Below are 17640 nucleotides of genomic sequence, written 5' to 3'. Positions count from 1 at the left end.
CTGTCCAATCCTTTCGCCCCCTTCTCTTCATCCCTTGGATCATTCTTAGGTATTTAGTCTCCACATTCATTCTCTCTATATTAGAGCTTCATTATAGACGATTTTGGGGATTGGAAGTTACCAATCATCAATTACGGTTTGTAATAAACACCCTTTAAAAAATTTTTGGAAGTGTGGAAGGTATCGGTGCAGGATTTTCGGGATGCTGAAAACGACATGTCGGTGTTTCCTTGTAACTTTTTTCAATCTCCCCCATCAAAATTTTGATGCCGGTTTCCGCTGGAAGCTGAAAAGCCTTGTCTTTATAATCGAACGGCTCGCCGATCTTGACCCGTAGTCTCGACCTCTTATAAAGCAACCCAAAATGGCCAACCTTATGAGTATTGGAAATTGCAATAGGAATAATCGGGACCTCTGGAAAATGCGAGGCCAATTTTGCCGCTCCAATCTTTGGTTGGCCTAAACAATCTTCTCTTATACGTATTCCTTCGGGGAAAAACATGACCACCCCCCCTTCTCTCAAGATTTGTGAAGGTATCTTTAGGGATGCCGCCAGCCCTTGACCTTTGCAGGCAGGAAAGGCCCCCACAGATTTGTAAAAAATCCAGCCAATAGGATTCTTGAAAAATGTGTCTTTGGCAATGAACCGTAAAGGATATATTTTCGAAAAAAACGGAAAACAAAGCCCGATTATTAAAGGATCCAGAAAACTCTTATGGTTGGCGATAATTATAAGCGGCCCCCCTCTTATATTCTTGACGTTTTCCCTGCCGTCTATTTTTAAATCTGCAAAAATGTGAAGAATAAAATAAGCAAAAGTCAAAACAATCTTTTGAAAAAAATAATACAGTCCGCTTTGAATCCGGCTTTCGGTCACAAAACCCGACCTTTCCATTTTTTCAGACACCCCAGGCTGGATTATAATGTAGGTTAAATCTAGATTTGTTGTCTTCATCGCGGTCAACGTTAAGGAAAAAAACGATAACCTCTTTTTAAAATGACCAAGATGGTCATTTTAAATCATGAATAACCCCCAAAACAGATAATACCCGCATTCCTTATCATTTTTTAAACTAAATTTTTGTTGTTTTTAATTATTTTGGTTTCTTTACTTTGTATGCCACAGGCTACCCTACTTATAGTTGAAATTTGCAAAAAAATCAAGAAACTTATATAATAATTTCGGCGTGTATTGTATATTTTCCCGAAAAACAATCCACAAAAACAAACGCTATGACAGCGGATCAAAAAACCAAAATTATTCTGGAGTCGTTACCATACACACCCAAGCAGAAATGTTTCCAGACCCCTACCTTCGGCCTAAGGTCAAGGTGGCCAAACCTAAGGAAAAATGATCAAGCAACTCGAAAATCAAATACGGGATCTGCAAAAGGAACTGGCCGAGATACAAAAGGATCGAGCTGTCCTCCGCCTCCAGCCCTGCCGGGGAGATTCAGAAATTAGGGGGAAGGACGCAAAATTTGATGACCTGGATAGGCGAGCAAAAGCCATAAATGAAACCATCCGGGGCATGACAAGAAAACGCCAGCTATTGATCTCCGAATCCGCCATAAGAGGAAGCAACGAATCTCCCACTTCCAATAACTCTTCATAGCGCTGTTTGGGCTCATGAAAAAAATCCGAGTTTTCCCACAAGACGGCATCAACAGTCCTTGCAACACCGAAGCTACTGCCCACCCCCCAAAGCAAGAATCCCCCCTTTATTCCTTTCTGGTACTAAAAAATTCCTTCCATCGAATCCTACCTCGCGTACTGACCACAATTCATCAATCGGGGGCGGAGATCAAGATACCGGCTAAGAGAGTGGTCAAGATGTGGGAGTGAAGATGGATGGGGAGACGGAGGGAGGATGGAGGAGGGTGGGAAGCTTCATTTAATGCCATAGATTAACAAAAGGACTGGTGGGAATAGAGGTGGGAATCAGATTTTGGCTATTAAAAAAAGGGGTCAGATTTGTCATCTAACCCCTTGATTTAACTTTGGTAGCGGGGCTTGGATTTGAACCAAGGACCTTCGGGTTATGAGCCCGACGAGCTACCAGACTGCTCCACCCCGCGTCATTTTATTCAATTCTAAATGAATCTAAGGCCTGTGTCAAGAACCTTTTCCAGGCCAGGGATCCCTCCGCAAACCATAATCATCTGGGAGGAATACACTCGGCCTTTAACTGTGCAGTTCTAATCATTTTTAGAGGTATTAAAAAAAGGCAATTCCGCAGAAAGATTATCTTCCGGCAGCTTTTCTCTTGGAAGCCTTGAGGGGATTAACTGGCTTAGTAACCTCAGGAGCCTTTTCTTTTACGATATGCGTAGCTAAATTGCAGTCGCGACCAGACCATTTTGCTGCCGGGTCCGGGCAAGCAATACAGTATTCGCCTGCAGGGAACCCTGCCATTCGCTCACAACCCTGGCAGCGGTCAACAATCGGATAGCATTTCCCTCCATTGAAGGAGCATCCCTTCTTGCTCATGAAGGCGCACTCCCTCCCAACTTTGATCACTTCACAAACCATCTCCGACCTCCTATAAAAACAAATGATCAGGTCAAAGACCTGATCATTTGTTTTTGCCCCCCGGAAAAGTTTATTTAGGAGAGCTTTAAGTTATAATTTAATATATGATTTTTTTAAGCTTTTGTCAATATTTTTTTATTTTTTTTCCAATTTGCTACTCCATGCCCGGAGGTTTAAATAATGACGTCGTATTCCGTCGGGTCTACCACCGCCTCGATGACCAAGGGCTCATTCCCCTCCAGCCCTCGTTGCAAAGCATCGCGGAACTCTTCTTCCGCCCGGGTCACTACCACCTTCGCCCCGAAGAAGTTATCGCTCGAAGCATATTCAGGGCCAAAGATCTCTACGCCATACCGGTGATATTCCTTTCGACTCTGTTTCACTTTGATCAGGCTCAGAAAGGAATCGCGCAAGACCACAAAAACAACTGGAAGCTTCAAGCGCACGGCCGTGTTAATCTCCCCTACCATCATCAGAAATCCGCCATCGCCAACGCAGGCCACTACAGGCCGCTCCGGCAGTACCAGTTTGGCAGCGATGGCTGCTGGGATGCCGAAACCCATGGAAGACCAGCCATTGGAAACGAGGAAATTCCCTGGCCCTTTCGTATCCCAAAGCTGGCCGATAATGTGGGTATGCGCTCCCACGTCGGCCACCAGAATGCCGTCCGCTGGAAGGATTTCCCGCATGGCCAGAAGGGCGTGGTGGGGTGAAAAATTCGCCTGCGGCGGAGTCAAGGCCCGGTAAAGCTTCTGCCGATGAGCCCGCAGCGCTTCTAAGTCCCAGCGGTGCTGCACTTTGTCCAATCCCGATAGGCTCTTGAGGATTTCCCGGATATCCCCAATAACCTGACCGGGGACTGAATACCCGCTGGCGATGTCCGCAGGAACTGTGTCGATGTGAACAAGCGGAAGGTCTTTGCGCACCCAATCTTCGTAATTGAACTCAACCGGGTCATAGCCGATGGCAATGACCAGGTCGGCAGGCTTGTAGTATTCGGCGACGATGTCCCTGCGCGCCCGGCCTACAACCCCCACAAACTGGGATCCTTCTTCCGCTATCTGCCCCTTGGCCATCAAGGTGGTGACGACGGGGAGGCGATGTTTGGCGACAAACTCCCTGAGTTCTTTTGTTGCCCCGGCCCGATTCATGGTCAATCCCACAGCCACAATCGGATATTGGGCTTGGCGGATCAATGCTTCGGCTTTTTTTAACGCCTCTTGGTCGAAAGGAGGGAGAGGACGAGGGGAGGGAGAAAAATCTCCGGGTTTCTCAGCCGAAAGCTCATCAGCCATGTCTTCGGGAAAATCCAGATGAACGGGACCGGGCTGCTCAGCCAGGGATATTTCCGCAGCCTTCTTCATCGTGGAAAAAACCTTGCCGGTTTCCAGCGCCACGCTCCATTTGGTAATCGGTGCGTAAAGTTTCTGATGATCGATATGCATCTGCACCGTCCGCCCTTGCCAAAATTTTCCCATCTGAGCCGTAAAGGCCAGAAGCGGGACCCGGTCCAAGAAAGCGTTCCCCACGCCCGTGGTCATGTTGGTCGCCCCCGGGCCCAAGGTAGAAAGACAGGCCCCGGGCTTTCCTGTAAGGCGCCCATAGACATCGGCCATGAAACCCGCGCAGGCTTCATGGGTCACCAGCACAAATTCGGTTTTACTACCGTGGATGGCTTCGATAAACCGAGCGTTCTGCCCTCCGGGATATCCGAAAACATATCGGGTTCCGATTCGCTCCAGTGCTTCTACAACGATTTCTGCATTGTTTCTCATCTTTTATCGCCTTTCATTTAATTCATGAGGATAATTCATTAGGACGCAGATTGGCGCAGATAAACGCAGATAAAAATATTAAACCGTAAGTCGCCAGGCGTCAGGCGTAAATGCACTTTGCGCTCTCACGCCGTTCGAATTTTTTTAATGTTTCCCTTTTCTTTTAACTGTAGTTTGCTGAGTATAAAATCCTGAAAATCTGCGTTTACCCTGTTAGATATTAAACATCTAACAGGGTGAATCTGCGTCCAATCATTTTTCTATTTTTTGTCAACCCTCCAAGCGGGGGATTTTATCCACCGCGCCACGACTTGATCTTTCAGCCACCGCATCGGCCAGGCAATAAGCAGACCGATGGCCGCCCCCCCGATAACGTCCAAAGGATAATGGATACCAATATAGATCCGCGAGTACCCTACAATCCCGGCAATACCAAAGAACAGGGGAGATAATTTTTTCAAGGGTTGGGAGAGAAAAAAGGCCGCGGCAAAAATGTTCACAGCATGGGAAGAAGGGAAAGAATAGGAGGTGTTACAATCCGTGAGCAGACGGACCTCTTCGAGTACATGACAGGGGCGTACCCGTCCCAACCAATCTTTAAGCAAGCGGCTGGAAAATGGGTCAGTGATCGCCAAGGTAAGCCCGATAAAAACCAAAAAAATAACCCCGGCTTTCCTCTCCCTCCAGAGAATCCAGAACCCCATGGCCACGAGTACGAAAGTAAAATTATTCAAGTTGGTCATGAAAGGCATGAACCAATCCAGGAAATAATTATGCCCCTGCCCGTTAATGAGGCGAAAAAGAGTAATATCCCATGAACTCAATACTGAAATCATAAAAATCCCAGGCTAACCTTAGATGAATAAGGGTAAATCTATTGGAGAAAATGCGGAAAATTGTCAAGGCTCAAAAAAACCCCAGAAACATTTTATAGAATTTTCCCTTTGCTGTCTATCTTTTTTGATTCTTGAAACGGAATGGCATGCCAAAAACTTCTTGCAACTCTCCGATGAAATCGATAGAATCAGTAGGATATTATTAATAAAATCGGACGCAGATTTTCGCCGATTTCCGCAGAAACAACAGATCTTCCCCCCCTTTATAGACGGGAAATTTATCTGCGTTTTTTGGAATCGGCATGAACCATGATACGGAAAGACTAACTTCTAATGAAAAATGAACCCTTCAGACTTTCATTCCCAAGAACGATTTCCTTCTTCTGCATGGGATTTTTATTATTCCTGCTGGTTGCTCCTTCTTCCGGCCATTCCCAGCCGAAATTAAAAATTGTCACTACCCTCTTCCCTTGGCAGGAGTTCGCCAGATCCGTAGGAGAGGAAAAGGTGCAGGTGGATTTGCTTCTCCCCCCGGGAGCAGAACCGCATAACTGGGAACCCAAACCCAGTGAGGTAACCAAAATCAACCAGGCTGACATTTTTATTTATACTGGCCGAGCCATGGAGCCCTGGGTAGAAGACCTACTGAAGGCCACCAAAAGTAGCCGCTTGCAAGTATTGGAAGCCAGTCGAGGGATAGCCTTGCTGGAGACTAAGGATCATACCCATGGAGCACAAATGCCCTCCGGCCGCGGACAGGGGGGAAAAAATGACCCCCATATCTGGCTGGACTTCTCCCTGGACATGAACATTGTCGAAATGATCGCCTCAGCCTTATCTGAAAAAGATCCAGCCAATGCCGCCCATTACAGGACGAATGCTATAGCTTATAAATCAAAATTGGATGCTCTGGACCGGAAATACGGGTCTTCTTTATCGCAATGTCGCCAGCGCCAGATGATCCTGGGAGGTCATTCGGCCTTTGGTTACTTAACCCAAAGGTACGGCTTGCAACAAATCGCCCTCTATGGGATCAGTCCCAATGCTGAACCTACTCCTAAAAAATTGGCCGAAGTCGTCCAGGCAGCAAAAAACCATAAAGTCAAGTTTATCTTTTTTGAAAGCCTGGTGAACCCCAAGTTGGCCCAAGTGCTGGCCAAGGAAGCAGGCCTTGGCACGTTGCTCCTCCATACGGGACACAATGTAACCAAAGAGCAGATGAAAAATAAAACGACTTTTCTGGAATTGATGGAAATAAACCTAAATAATTTACGGCGGGGGCTGGGTTGTGACCAGTAACAACCCCTTAATTCACGTAGAGAATGTCTCGCTCGATTGGCAGGGCCTGCAAGTGTTAAAAGAGGTCTCTTTTGCCATTTCTGCTGGCGATTTTTTGGCTTTGATAGGCCCCAACGGGTCAGGGAAGACTACCCTCATTCGCATTATTCTCGGGCTCGTGAAACCAACAGAGGGGCGGGTCTTTTTGATGGGGGAAAAGGCCGAACAATTCACTCAATGGCAGAGGATCGGGTATGTTCCCCAGAAAGCCACTCACCTGGATTCTTTCTTTCCTGCTTCCGTTCGGGAGGTGGTGGCCATGGGGCTTATCTCCCTCAAGCGATTTCCTCGCCTGCTAACCCGGCAGGATGAGTTATCCATCGATCAAGCGTTAGATCGAGTGGGCTTAAAAGGGCTGAAAAGCCGGCGAATTGGGGAACTTTCCGGGGGGCAGCAGCAACGAGTATTCATTGCCCGGGCCATTGTCAATGGCCCAGACGTTCTTTTCCTGGACGAGCCTACAGCCGGGGTGGACGCAGATACTCAGACCCGTTTTTACGACATGCTCGCCGAACTTAACCGTAAGGAAGGCTTGACAATTGTCCTCATCACCCATGATTTTGGAATCATCACCAAGCACGCGAACAAGGTCGCTTGCCTTAACCAGCGCCTGTTTTTCCATGGGACCCACGAAGAATTTTGCAGCTCCCAGATGGTCCAAGAACTTCTGCACGGCGAACATCATCTTATCTGCCATCACCATTGAGGGTATAGATGGAAAACTTTTTGGCATACGCTTTCATGCAAAGGGCCTTGCTGGCCGGGTTTTTGATTTCTCTCACCTGCGCCATCCTCGGAGTATTCCTGGTCCTCAGGCGGGATGCAATGATTGGACACGGCCTGGCCCACGTTACTTTCGGAGGTGTAGCCCTGGGCCTTTTTTTATACCTTTCTCCGATTTTAGTAGCCCTGGGAGTTGCGGTCGTTTCGGCCCTGGGAATTCTGAAATTGAAAGAACGGGCCGGGCTTCATGGGGATACGGCCATTGGGATCATCAGCAGTCTGGGAATGGCTCTGGGAATCATCCTGGTCAGCCTGGCTGGCAGTTTCAACGTGGATCTTTTCGGTTACCTCTTCGGGAGCGTCCTGGCCATTGACCCGGAAGAGGTGTGGGTTGCCCTTATCCTGGCTCTGGTTGTATTATTTACCATAGCCCTTTTTTATCAAGAATTTGTTTATATCACTTTTGATTCCGAATCGGCCAAAGTCTCGGGGGTGCGGGTCCGCCGCCTGGATTCATTAATGGCTATGCTGACAGCGGTGACCGTGGTCTTGGGAATGAAAGTGGTGGGGATTTTATTGGTTTCCGCCCTCCTGGTCATTCCGGCAGCCGCAGCTCTCCAGGTGGCCAGAAGCTTCAAAGAAGCCCTGGTGGTTTCAGCGTCACTGGCCGGGATTTCAGCCCTTGCTGGACTGATTATGGCCTTCTATCTTGACTGGCCAGCCTCCGGAACGATCGTTGCGGTATCGGGATTACTCTTCCTCATCCTTTTTCAAATGCGCCCCTATCGAAAAACTACCGGTGAAGAGCTGAGTTAAAGGAAGGGTTCAAAGGTCAAGGAAGAGAAGCTTAAACCGTCCTGCAGACTCGAGGAAAGAAGGAAAAGGAGAAGCGTTTAATCATGGAAGAAAAGGTTCCCCTAATGGGTGATCAATGCCAGGTAGACATTGAATTCACGCAGAAATACCGCAGCCAGCTCCCCCAGGTGATCGGTGAAATCGTGGAGAGCTGCACCAAAGAACGCGCCATTGCCCATTACGACACTATCATGATTCCCTCGAAAGAATCCGTGATCGAGATTCTTGAAGAACTCAAGGATATTCTTTTCCCCGGTTATTTCCGCCAACAGGAAATTCACGCCTTTTCTCTGTCTTACCATATCGGCAACGTGGTCAACCGCCTTTTCGAAAAATTGGCCACTCAGATCGCCCGGTCGATCCGCCATGAATGCCGACGCCTCGATAATCCTTGCACGCATTGCTTAGAACGTGGCCAAAAGGAAGCCCTGGACTTCTTGAAGAAAATACCTGCCCTGCGGAAAACTCTGGCTGGAGACGTGCAGGCTGCTTACGACGGAGATCCAGCCGCTAAAAGCTTGGACGAGATCATCTTCAGCTATCCCTGCATCCTGGCCGTTATGGTTTACCGCATGGCCCATGAGCTTCACATTCAGGAGGTCCCTTTGCTTCCGCGCATTATGACCGAATACGCCCATGGGGCCGCAGGCATCGACATCCACCCGGGAGCAAAAATCGGAAAATATTTTTTCATCGATCATGGGACCGGAGTGGTGATTGGAGAAACCACCGAAATCGGAGACCGGGTAAAGATTTATCAAGGAGTAACTTTGGGGGCACTCAGTTTTCCTACGGATTTTCAAGGAAACCTGATCCGCGGGGTCAAACGCCATCCAACCATAGAGGACGACGTTACCATTTATTCCAATGCTACAATCCTCGGCCCCACGGTCATCGGCGCCAGGTCGGTCATTGGAGGAAATGTTTGGATTACCCAAAGCGTTCCCCCGGATACTGTGCTTACCATCGAGCAGCCTCATCTTCACCTTAAAGGATGCAAGAATCTGCTCGCTTCCCTTGGCCCGGATCTGGAAAATAAGAAAAATCCTGCTTGACATTTGCCGATAATTTTCCATAATCCATTCATACCCGGGAGGTTGACCACCGATGAAGACCGATGTCTTATCAAGGGAGAAATCATGGTTCGACTCCTAAAAAATGCCTTTTTTGCCTTAGGGCTCCTTTTCCTTTTGCAGATCAGCTTTTCCTCCGATCTTCAAGCCTTCTCTATTGCCGAGACGAAAATAATCCGCGAAGGCCCTTATACCCTCAAATTGGAAATTCAGGTATCAGGGCCTGGCAAATTAAGAAAAAATTCGATTCAGATATCTTCCCTCAAGGTAAAAATCAAGAACGAAAGAGCCAGCTCTGAGGTCTTAAAGGTCAAAGCCATCCGGGCCTACCAGGAACCCAAGATTTACAAGGACATCGAAACCGCGGGTTACCCCATCTCCCCCGGGCAGTGGGTGACGAAACATTTCCGCTTACCCAAAGGAAAGAAACTTTTTTTGAACGACCAAGGATTTATCGAAATTGTCTTTGAAAATTTCACCATCCAATTCAGTCCCCGGGAAAGGAAATTTAAAGGGCCCCTTAAGTAGCGGAAGACAAAAAGGCTAGGAGTATTCCTGCTGGATCCTCGGCCAAGAGCTGAAAGTAAAGTGAGGAAAGGGGTTTGTCTATGGAAGTAGGAAGAATTGCCGAAGGTAAAACTGTCCCCGAGATGTTTCAGTCCCGTATCCAGTTGTCGGGAAACCAGGTGGCCCTTCGTTACAAGAAACTGGGCATCTGGCATGATGTGACCTGGAACCAATACCACCAAAAGGTAAAAGAAGTTTGCCTGGCCCTGGTTTCTCTGGGAATTCAAGATGGAGAGTGTGTCTCGGTCATCGGCGAAAACTGTCCGGAATGGGTTTACGTCGACCTGGGAACGATGCATGCGGGGGGCACGACCGTCGGAGTGTACGCCACGAATAGCTGGGAACAATGTCAGTATGTTGTGGACCATTCGGAATCCCGCTTCTACTTTGTCGAAAATGAAGAGCAGTTGGACAAGGCCCTGCGCTTCCGGGATAAAGTTCCCCGGCTCGAGAAGATCATCGTCTGGGATCTCAAAGGGTTGAAGCACTTCAAGGACCCCATGGTGATGAGTTTCGAAGACTTTTTGGCCCTGGGACAGGCCCAGGAAAAACAGGACCCCACCCTTTTTGCCAGACATTGGTCCCAGGTGAAGTCGGATGATTTAGCCCGTTTGATCTACACCTCGGGGACCACCGGCCCGCCCAAGGGAGCCATGCTCACCCATGGAAATATTACCTGGATGGCTCAGGCCATGTACGAGGGCAACCCGGTCGAGGAGCAAGATGAGTTCCTTTCTTTCCTGCCCCTCTGTCATATTTTCGAACAGCTCTTTACCATCTTCATGAACATTAAATACGGAGCGATCGTCAATTTCATCGAGAATACGGACACGGTTATCGAAAACATGAGGGAGGTTTCCCCGACCGTGGCCTACGGCGTCCCCCGGATCTGGGAGAAGTATTATTCCGGGATCATGATCCAGATGGCGGATGCAACCTGGCTCAAACGTCTCATCTTCCATATTAGCCTGGGGGTCGGGAAAAAATACGCCTTACTCAAGACCAACCACCGACACATCTCCCCCTGGCTGCGCCTGGTCTATGCCCTGGCTTACTTCTCGACCTTTCGGAAATTGAAGGAACGCCTGGGCTTCGACCGGGTGCGTTTGGCCTTCTCCGGGGCCGCTCCCATCTCCCCCGATGTACTCCGCTTTTTCCAGGGGATTGGCATCCCCCTACGCGAAGGCTACGGCCAGACCGAAGGGACCGGCGTTACCTGCGCCAATCAGGGGGATCGGGTAAAAATTGGAACAGTGGGCCAACCCCTCCCGGGAGTGGAAGTAAAGGTCGCCGAGGATGGAGAGATTTGTTTCCGCGGCGGAAACGTCTTCCGAGGGTATTTCAAAGACCCCCAAGCCACGGCGGCAACCCTGAAGAATGGCTGGTTGCATTCCGGAGATGTGGGGGAATTCGACTCGGAGGGTTTCCTGCGAATTACCGACCGCAAGAAGGACTTGATCATCACGGCCGGCGGAAAAAATATCGCCCCGCAAAATATCGAAAACCAGCTCAAGTTCTGCCCTTATATCAATGACGCGGTGGTCATCGGCGACCGGCGGAAATATCTTGTGGCCATCATCGTCATCGACGAGGACAATGTGGTCAAATTCGCCCAGGATAATAAAATTCAGTACACCACCTACGCCACCCTGACCCAGCACCCCGAAGTCCAAAAGTTGATTCAGAAAGAAGTAGACACGGTGAACAAAACTCTGGCCAACGTCGAGACGGTCAAGAAATTTACGATTCTCCCCAAAAAACTTTACGAGGAAGACGGGGAAGTGACGCCGACCATGAAGGTCAAGCGCAAGTACATCAACGAGGCCTTCAAAGACCTGATCGAGGCGATGTATAAAGACTAAAAGTGTCAGTGTCAGTGTCGGGTTTTTTTACTCACACTCACACTATTTTAATCCGGCATAGAGCACGGCCAGAATTTTGGTGGGTTTGTTTCCGGCGCACTTTACCAGGTGAGGGCAATTGGAATCGTAGTACACCGCGTCCCCGGCCCGCAGAATTTCCACCTGCTCCCCTACCTGAGCCCTCATTTCTCCTTCCAAAACAAAAATGAATTCCTGGCCGTCATGGCTGGAAAGTTCCTTCACTTCGCTGGGCACCATGGTGATGAGGAAAGGTTCCATGAAGCGGTTGGCCTTCTCCGGAGCCAGGGATTCGTAAAAGTAACCATATTGTTCGCTGCGCACCTTGCCAAAACGGGAGATGGCCGGCCGGCTATCTGAGCGAACCACGGCCATGGGCTTTTCCACTCCCGGGGAGATGAAATAACCCATCTTCATCTCCACGGCTTTTCCCAGTTTAATCAGTTCCCCCAAGGGAGGAATCGTCTCATTGGACTCCACCCGCTTGAGGGTTTCCACACTGATCCCGGTCCGGCTGCTCATGTCTTTGAGGGTCAGGCCGCGCATTTCCCGAACCTTCCGGATTCGGTCTCCCAGGTTTTCCTTCTTCTGCGCGTTCACTCCGGTAGCAATTTCCGAAGCTCCAGCCTGCCTGAAGTGGGATGGATCCGTGAGCAGGTCATAGATCTCCTCCTGCCGCCGTTTCGTCCCTTTCTTCTGGGTCAGTTTTTGCGCAAGCTTCTTTCTTCCTGTTTTTTCCATAATTTTCTCCCCGCCAGGTACCCGCGGGCTAAAGCGCCCGACCGGCCACCCCGATATTCCTGGCAATGACGATTCTCTGAATCTCCGAAGTTCCTTCTCCAATCTCCAAAAGCTTTTGATCGCGGTAAAAACGTTCGATCTTATATTCTTTCATCAACCCGTAACCCCCGTGGAGCTGAACGGCATGATTCACGCATCGGTACATGACTTCCGAGCAGTATAACTTGGCCATGGCCGCCTCTTTGGAAAAGGGACGATTTTTCTCGCGCAGCCAACAAGTTTTGTAGAGAAGGTTCCTGGCCAGTTCAATTTCCAGGGCCATGTCCGCCAGTTTGAAAGCATTGACTTGGAAGGAACCGATGGAGCGGCCAAATTGTACCCGGGTATTGGCATAATGCAGGGCCATCTCAAAAGCCCCTTGTGCCCCGCCCAGCCCCATGGCTCCGATGGACAACCGTCCTCCGTCCAGGGTGGAGAGCATTTGGTGAAAACCGTCTCCTTTTTGGCCTAAGAGGTTCTCCCGAGGGACGACGCAATCTTCGAAAAAAAGTTCTCCGGTATTGGAGGCCCGCCACATCATTTTTTTTCTCATCTCCCGGGCCGTGAACCCCGGCGCATCTTTCGGCACGAGCAAACAACTCAGTTCCCGTTTTCCATCCTCTTTCATCCCCGTAATAGCCTGGACGATGACCACACCCGTCAGCGAGTTAGCCGAGTTGGTGATGAAAATCTTGGAGCCGTTGATCACCCATTGGTCTCCGTGGAGTTCAGCCCGGGTCTGCGAACCCCCTGCGTCCGATCCGGCATTCGGTTCCGTGAGTCCGAAAGCAGCCAGCATCTTTCCCGCACAAAGTTTGGGAAGCCACTCTTTTTTCTGCTTTTCGTTCCCAAAATAATAAACGGGCCCGATTCCAAGGGAATTCCCCGCAGCAATGGTGGCGGCCTGGGAACCGTCTACCCTGGCCAGTTCCTCAACGGCAATGATGTAAGCAATATACCCCATATTGGAGCCGCCGTACTTCTCCGGCACAAAGCAGCCCAAGAGACCCAGCTCGCCCATCTTTTTGGTGATGGCAACGGAGAATTCCTCTTTTTCATCCAATTCATCAGCAAGGAGAGCAATTTCTTTTTCGGCAAAATCCCGAACGGCCTGCCGGGTTAAATTCTGCTCTTCGGTAAGATCAAAGTTCAGGGCCATGTTTGCACCTCGCCGGTTAAATCTTTTTGCCAAGGTGGAATGCAGGAAGAATGACTCAATATATTTTTTTCCGGATGGGAAGTCAAGAATTTCGTATTCTGGTTCTCTCTCTCTCCTTCCTTGACATTCTTTCCTGAGTCTTATAAACTTTCTTAAAGGGTCTATCCATGTTATTGCTTTGTTTTTATTTAAGTTTCTGAAGGCTCTGGGAATGAAAGAAGGGGGGAGCAGATGAAAAAACTTATTGCGTTGCTAATTCTGACTCTTTTTCTTTTCCCATCTTGGGGGGCTGCAGCCGATTCAATAAAAACAATCAAGGCCAAAAGCTGGGTTAAAGAGGGGCTGGAGTATTTATCCAACCATGAATACGATCAGGCCATAAAAGCATTCACCACGGCAATTACCTTTGATCCCAACCTTGCCAACGCTTACAACAACCGGGGAAATGCTTATGAAAAGAAAAACAATCATGGCCCTCGTCGTAACCATTGGTTTTATTCTTAGCTTCGTAAACTTCAGTTATGGGGGAGCGGAAAAAATAGAAGCTAAAGGCACGGTGGCCAAGGTTGAAGGCCAAACCGTAATTTTAAAAGTCGATAAGGGAGAAAAAATTATAGTCAAGCTGGAAGATGTTAAGGGCATAGAGGTTGGCGATAAGATTGAAATTAAGGATGGAGTCTTTTCCATCTTAGACAAGGCTACCGGCAAGGTCAAAGATACGAGGAAATTGAAGATCGATCGGCCTATATAGAGATCATGAAAGGAACAAACCAAGGGGATCCGTAACCAAGACTGATTCTTAGTTATCTAAAATTCTTATAGGGTGGAGAGGAAAAACTCCACCCTATTTTTTTGCCAACAGAAACTTGATGAACTCGTAAAAAGTCAAAATTTGGATGGCAAAGTAAAAAGCTCTCCGCCTTAGGCGGACAAGACGCGCAAATCCTGAGGAGTGAGGCGTACTTAGAGGTACGCCGCAATGACGAAGGATGCAGCGCAACCCGCCTTAGGCGGACAGATGGACTTTTTACGAAGCCATCAAACTTGATTCCACTTTGAATCCATGATAGGGTCTGAAAAAACTCAGGCAGGGGAATTTGATTATGATTCAAATCCTGGCAGTGGCTGGAAGTCCGGTCAAGGAAGGCAACACCGAAGCCCTCTTAACAGAGGCGCTTAATGTTACATCTTCTGATCCTGAAATCCAAAGGGCGATCTTCAACCTCTCAGGACTGGCTATTACCGGATGTCAGCACTGCAATTGGTGTTTGCGGCACCAAACGCCGGAAAAATATTGTGTGATCTCCGACGGGATGGATAGCATCTACCCTGCCTTGACCAGGTCCGATGTGGTCGTTCTGGCCACACCCGTACACATCGGCCGGATGTCCGGATTGATGGCCAACATGATTGACCGCCTGCGCGTGTTTGTTTATGGCAACGCTCACCGGGGAAAGCTGAAGGATAAAGTAGGGGTGTCCTTGATCGTGGCCTTCCTCCGCCATGGCGGACTGGAAACAACCCTCAGCATTTTGAACAGTACCTTTGCCCTTTTCAACATGATCCCCGCAGGCCGCGGCGGGCTGGTTCTCTCCAGCCTTGACGGGAAAGGAAAGGCCACCAAAGGAATTCGGCATATGGTCCTGGAGGATGGATTTGGCTTATCTTCAGCCAAGGAAGCTGTCCGCCGGGGGGTTGAGATAGCCAAAATTATCCAGGCCGGGAAAAAAGCCTTGAGTATCTCCTCTGATATTCGCTGACGTTCCTTAGTGTCGCGTCTCGAATATTCTTTGACAAAGTCAGACGTGGCCCGAGCGGAGGAGCGATGCGCGCCGTCAAAATCGGCCGGGAAAAAAGTTTATCCTTTTCACTCACTTTATTTCCTCCAGGGATCAAGCGGGGTGGTAATCATTGGATATTGCTTATCAATTAATGGAAGTCATCGCCCCGCTCCATCCCGGGGAAAATCAGCGCCTCATTTTGGCAAGCGCAGCGGTCCTCTGCTCGGCCCCTGTGATAAGTTATGAATTATGAAACGAACTTCCGGGACGCGATATTAGTTTGATCTTCCTTTTTTTGCGCAGAAAATTTTAATTTCCAAACGTGGGAGAAGTCGAAAATGTTAAAAATGCTCTTTACCCCCATCAAAGTCAACCGGATGGAACTGAAAAACCGTATTGTCATGTCGGCCATGCATTTTCTTCCCTCTTGGGACGGGATGCTCCTTCCCCACCACACCGCCTATTTTGGGGAGCGCGCCCAAGGGGGAGCGGCCATGATCATCATCGGAGGCTGCACCATCGATGAATTCAGCGGGGCTGCGGATATGATCAGCGTCCGCGATGATAAATTTATCCCCGGTCTTTCGCAACTGGCCAAAGCCGTTCAGGCCCATGGCGCCAAGATTGCCGGCCAGCTTTACCATGCTGGACGTTATGCCCATTCCCTGCTCATGGGCGGCCGGCAGTCAATTTCTTCCTCGCCCGTGCGCTCAAAATTTACCGGTGAGACGCCGCGCGAACTCAGCATCCCGGAAATCAAGCAAGTGCAGCGGAATTACGCCTTGGCGGCTGGACGCCTGAAGCGCGGGGGGTTCGATGCGGTGGAGGTGATTGCTTCGGCGGGTTACCTCATCAGTCAGTTTCTTTCGCCCCTGGTGAATAAACGTAAAGACGAATATGGGGGAGAATATGAAAACTGCATGCGTTTCGGCTTGGAGGTGGCCCGGGAGGTGCGCCAGGAGGTGGGACCGGATTTTCCGATTATTTTCCGCGTCGCCGGCAATGAGTTCATGGAAGGCGGGTTGGAAAACAAAGAAACCCAAATTTTTTGCCGGGAGTTGGAAAAGGCGGGGGTGGACATGATCAATGTCACCGGGGGTTGGCACGAGACTCGCGTTCCGCAGATTACCATGGGTTTGCCCCGCGGCGGCTTCGTCTACTTAGCCCAGGGCATTAAGCAGGCGGTTTCCATCCCTGTTATGGCCTGCAATCGGATTAACGATCCTCTCCTGGCCGACCAAATCCTCCGGGATGGTCAAGCCGATCTTATCGGCTTCGCCCGGGGGTTAATTGCCGACCCTGAACTCCCGAACAAAACAATAGCCGGGCGTCTCGATGAAATCAATTACTGTATCGCCTGCAACCAGGGATGTTTCGATACCATTTTCGACCGCAAGCCTGTAACCTGCCTGGTGAACGCCCGTGCGGGTGCCGAGGCAAAACTGACCATCGAGCCAGCCACCCGGAGAAAAAAGGTCATGGTGATTGGAGGGGGCCCGGCGGGCATGGAAGCCGCCCGGGTCGCTGCCCTGCGGGGTCATGAGGTCCGCCTTTACGAAAAGAATGAAAAGTTAGGGGGGCAGCTTTCCCTGGCGGCCCTGCCTCCCGGAAGGAACGAATTCCTCACCTTCGTGAACTACCTGCAAAAGCAGTTGTCAAAGTTGAACGTGGCCGTGCACACCCGTACCGCGGTTACCCCCCCAGACGTTGAAGCGCAAAAACCCGACGTGGTCATCGTCGCCACTGGCGCGGAGCCTCTCCGACCCGACATCAAAGGAGTGGACCGGCCCAATGTAGTCATGGCCTGGGACGTCCTGACCGGGCAAGTAGACACCGGGAAAGAAGTGATCATCATCGGCGGGGGGGCCGTCGGGTTGGAAACCGCCCTTTTCCTGGCCCGGAAAGGAACACTCCACCCTGACACTTTGCACTTTTTGATGTTCAACCAGGCAGAGAGTTTTACGACCTTACATTCACTCCTCTACCAGGGGTTAAAAAAAATCACCGTAGTGGAAATGCTGAAATCAATCGGACAGGACATTGGCCTCAGCACCCGCTGGACGATCCGCCAGGATCTTGCCCGTCATTCCGTTAAGACCTTGACCAACGCTAACGCTAAGGAAATCACCGCCGAGGGTGTGATCGTCGATCGCGAAGGAAATGAAATACTTATTCGGGGGAATACAGTCGTCATTGCCACAGGGACCAGGGCCGTAAACGACCTTTATGAAAGGCTCAAGGAACGGGTGTCGGAGATTTACCTGATTGGGGACGCCAAAGCCCCGCGCAAGGCTCTGGAAGCTGTAGCCGAAGGCTTGGCGGTAGGAAGGACCTTATAAAT

17 protein-coding genes and 1 tRNA gene are annotated in these 17640 nt (G+C 49.8%); 11 read left to right on the top strand and 7 right to left on the bottom strand.

The genetic code is table 11. The annotated features are described in order from the left end of the window. Positions 1–154: 154 nt before the first annotated feature. Positions 155–895 (bottom strand): lysophospholipid acyltransferase family protein, encoded by a 741-nt coding sequence (locus tag Q7V48_12015; protein ID MDO9211451.1) that lies wholly within the window; start codon positions 893–895, stop codon positions 155–157. Between the two features lie 456 nt (positions 896–1351). Here Q7V48_12015 and Q7V48_12010 point away from each other — a divergent pair, with 456 nt between their 5' ends. Next, a complete protein-coding gene (locus Q7V48_12010) occupies positions 1352–1615 on the top strand; it encodes a hypothetical protein (protein ID MDO9211450.1) in 264 nt (87 codons plus the stop codon). Positions 1616–2001: 386 nt separating this feature from the next. Here the strand turns inward: Q7V48_12010 and Q7V48_12005 are convergent. The 4 genes from Q7V48_12005 to Q7V48_11990 form a co-directional block, all read right to left on the bottom strand. Next, positions 2002–2078 (bottom strand) — tRNA-Met (locus Q7V48_12005). A 166-nt stretch (positions 2079–2244) separates the two neighbouring features. Next, positions 2245–2532, bottom strand: a complete 288-nt coding sequence (locus tag Q7V48_12000; GenBank protein ID MDO9211449.1) for a PxxKW family cysteine-rich protein — start codon at positions 2530–2532, stop codon at positions 2245–2247. Between the two features lie 173 nt (positions 2533–2705). Beyond that, entirely contained in the window at positions 2706–4307 is a 1602-nt protein-coding gene (locus Q7V48_11995) for a thiamine pyrophosphate-binding protein (GenBank protein MDO9211448.1), read from the bottom strand. A gap of 260 nt (positions 4308–4567) precedes the next feature. After that, positions 4568–5143, bottom strand: a complete 576-nt coding sequence (locus Q7V48_11990) for a phosphatase PAP2 family protein (protein MDO9211447.1) — start codon at positions 5141–5143, stop codon at positions 4568–4570. Positions 5144–5530: 387 nt separating this feature from the next. Between Q7V48_11990 and Q7V48_11985 the strand changes: the two genes are divergently transcribed. The 6 genes from Q7V48_11985 to Q7V48_11960 all read left to right on the top strand — a co-directional run bounded on the left by Q7V48_11985 (position 5531) and on the right by Q7V48_11960 (position 11561). Next, on the top strand, positions 5531–6442 hold the full coding sequence (locus Q7V48_11985; protein MDO9211446.1) for a zinc ABC transporter substrate-binding protein: 912 nt from the start codon (positions 5531–5533) through the stop codon (positions 6440–6442). Beyond that, positions 6432–7187, top strand: a complete 756-nt coding sequence (locus Q7V48_11980) for a metal ABC transporter ATP-binding protein (protein MDO9211445.1) — start codon at positions 6432–6434, stop codon at positions 7185–7187. The genes Q7V48_11985 and Q7V48_11980 overlap by 11 nt, the downstream gene beginning before the upstream one ends. Before the next feature lie 8 nt (positions 7188–7195). Further along, on the top strand, positions 7196–8020 hold the full coding sequence (locus Q7V48_11975; GenBank protein MDO9211444.1) for a metal ABC transporter permease: 825 nt from the start codon (positions 7196–7198) through the stop codon (positions 8018–8020). An 83-nt stretch (positions 8021–8103) separates the two neighbouring features. Next, on the top strand, positions 8104–9114 hold the full coding sequence (gene epsC / locus Q7V48_11970) for a serine O-acetyltransferase EpsC (protein MDO9211443.1): 1011 nt from the start codon (positions 8104–8106) through the stop codon (positions 9112–9114). A gap of 84 nt (positions 9115–9198) precedes the next feature. Next, positions 9199–9660: a hypothetical protein gene (locus Q7V48_11965; protein ID MDO9211442.1), complete on the top strand. Its 462-nt coding sequence runs from the start codon at positions 9199–9201 to the stop codon at positions 9658–9660. Between the two features lie 80 nt (positions 9661–9740). Beyond that, on the top strand, positions 9741–11561 hold the full coding sequence (locus Q7V48_11960; protein ID MDO9211441.1) for a long-chain fatty acid--CoA ligase: 1821 nt from the start codon (positions 9741–9743) through the stop codon (positions 11559–11561). A gap of 42 nt (positions 11562–11603) precedes the next feature. Here the strand turns inward: Q7V48_11960 and Q7V48_11955 are convergent, their stop codons facing one another. Both Q7V48_11955 and Q7V48_11950 read right to left on the bottom strand, forming a co-directional pair. Next, the gene (locus tag Q7V48_11955) at positions 11604–12320 is read right to left on the bottom strand and encodes an XRE family transcriptional regulator (protein MDO9211440.1); all 717 of its coding nucleotides are present in this window, start codon (positions 12318–12320) and stop codon (positions 11604–11606) included. 28 nt (positions 12321–12348) lie between these two features. Then, entirely contained in the window at positions 12349–13512 is a 1164-nt protein-coding gene (locus Q7V48_11950; GenBank protein MDO9211439.1) for an acyl-CoA dehydrogenase family protein, read from the bottom strand. Positions 13513–13749: 237 nt separating this feature from the next. On the opposite strand from Q7V48_11950, the gene Q7V48_11945 reads away from it, so the two are divergent. The 4 genes from Q7V48_11945 to Q7V48_11930 all read left to right on the top strand — a co-directional run bounded on the left by Q7V48_11945 (position 13750) and on the right by Q7V48_11930 (position 17638). Next, complete coding sequence (locus Q7V48_11945; protein MDO9211438.1) at positions 13750–14022, top strand: tetratricopeptide repeat protein; 273 nt, start codon at positions 13750–13752, stop codon at positions 14020–14022. Next, complete coding sequence (locus tag Q7V48_11940; GenBank protein ID MDO9211437.1) at positions 13970–14269, top strand: hypothetical protein; 300 nt, start codon at positions 13970–13972, stop codon at positions 14267–14269. The genes Q7V48_11945 and Q7V48_11940 overlap by 53 nt, the downstream gene beginning before the upstream one ends. A gap of 352 nt (positions 14270–14621) precedes the next feature. Then, positions 14622–15278 carry a flavodoxin family protein gene (locus Q7V48_11935; protein MDO9211436.1) on the top strand — a complete coding sequence of 219 codons (657 nt, stop codon included), beginning with the start codon at positions 14622–14624 and terminating at the stop codon, positions 15276–15278. Between the two features lie 359 nt (positions 15279–15637). Further along, positions 15638–17638, top strand: a complete 2001-nt coding sequence (locus Q7V48_11930) for an FAD-dependent oxidoreductase (protein ID MDO9211435.1) — start codon at positions 15638–15640, stop codon at positions 17636–17638. Positions 17639–17640: the final 2 nt, after the last annotated feature.

The sequence above is a fragment of the Deltaproteobacteria bacterium genome (genome assembly GCA_030654105.1).
Taxonomy (GTDB): Bacteria; Desulfobacterota; SM23-61; order SM23-61; family SM23-61; genus JAHJQK01.
Note: the sequence above shows the minus strand (reverse complement) of the source record. Positions and strands in the feature narration are given on the sequence as shown.

What these genes read in the sequence shown, in the direction of transcription:
- Q7V48_12015 (MDO9211451.1), bottom strand. Translation starts at nt 895, where the DNA reads ATGGAAAGGTCGGGTTTTGTGACCGAAAGCCGGATTCAAAGCGGACTG.
- Q7V48_12010 (MDO9211450.1), top strand. Translation starts at nt 1,352, where the DNA reads ATGATCAAGCAACTCGAAAATCAAATACGGGATCTGCAAAAGGAACTG.
- Q7V48_12000 (MDO9211449.1), bottom strand. Translation starts at nt 2,532, where the DNA reads ATGGTTTGTGAAGTGATCAAAGTTGGGAGGGAGTGCGCCTTCATGAGC.
- Q7V48_11995 (MDO9211448.1), bottom strand. Translation starts at nt 4,307, where the DNA reads ATGAGAAACAATGCAGAAATCGTTGTAGAAGCACTGGAGCGAATCGGA.
- Q7V48_11990 (MDO9211447.1), bottom strand. Translation starts at nt 5,143, where the DNA reads ATGATTTCAGTATTGAGTTCATGGGATATTACTCTTTTTCGCCTCATT.
- Q7V48_11985 (MDO9211446.1), top strand. Translation starts at nt 5,531, where the DNA reads ATGGGATTTTTATTATTCCTGCTGGTTGCTCCTTCTTCCGGCCATTCC.
- Q7V48_11975 (MDO9211444.1), top strand. Translation starts at nt 7,196, where the DNA reads ATGGAAAACTTTTTGGCATACGCTTTCATGCAAAGGGCCTTGCTGGCC.
- epsC (MDO9211443.1), top strand. Translation starts at nt 8,104, where the DNA reads ATGGAAGAAAAGGTTCCCCTAATGGGTGATCAATGCCAGGTAGACATT.
- Q7V48_11965 (MDO9211442.1), top strand. Translation starts at nt 9,199, where the DNA reads ATGGTTCGACTCCTAAAAAATGCCTTTTTTGCCTTAGGGCTCCTTTTC.
- Q7V48_11960 (MDO9211441.1), top strand. Translation starts at nt 9,741, where the DNA reads ATGGAAGTAGGAAGAATTGCCGAAGGTAAAACTGTCCCCGAGATGTTT.
- Q7V48_11955 (MDO9211440.1), bottom strand. Translation starts at nt 12,320, where the DNA reads ATGGAAAAAACAGGAAGAAAGAAGCTTGCGCAAAAACTGACCCAGAAG.
- Q7V48_11945 (MDO9211438.1), top strand. Translation starts at nt 13,750, where the DNA reads ATGAAAAAACTTATTGCGTTGCTAATTCTGACTCTTTTTCTTTTCCCA.
- Q7V48_11940 (MDO9211437.1), top strand. Translation starts at nt 13,970, where the DNA reads ATGAAAAGAAAAACAATCATGGCCCTCGTCGTAACCATTGGTTTTATT.
- Q7V48_11935 (MDO9211436.1), top strand. Translation starts at nt 14,622, where the DNA reads ATGATTCAAATCCTGGCAGTGGCTGGAAGTCCGGTCAAGGAAGGCAAC.
- Q7V48_11930 (MDO9211435.1), top strand. Translation starts at nt 15,638, where the DNA reads ATGTTAAAAATGCTCTTTACCCCCATCAAAGTCAACCGGATGGAACTG.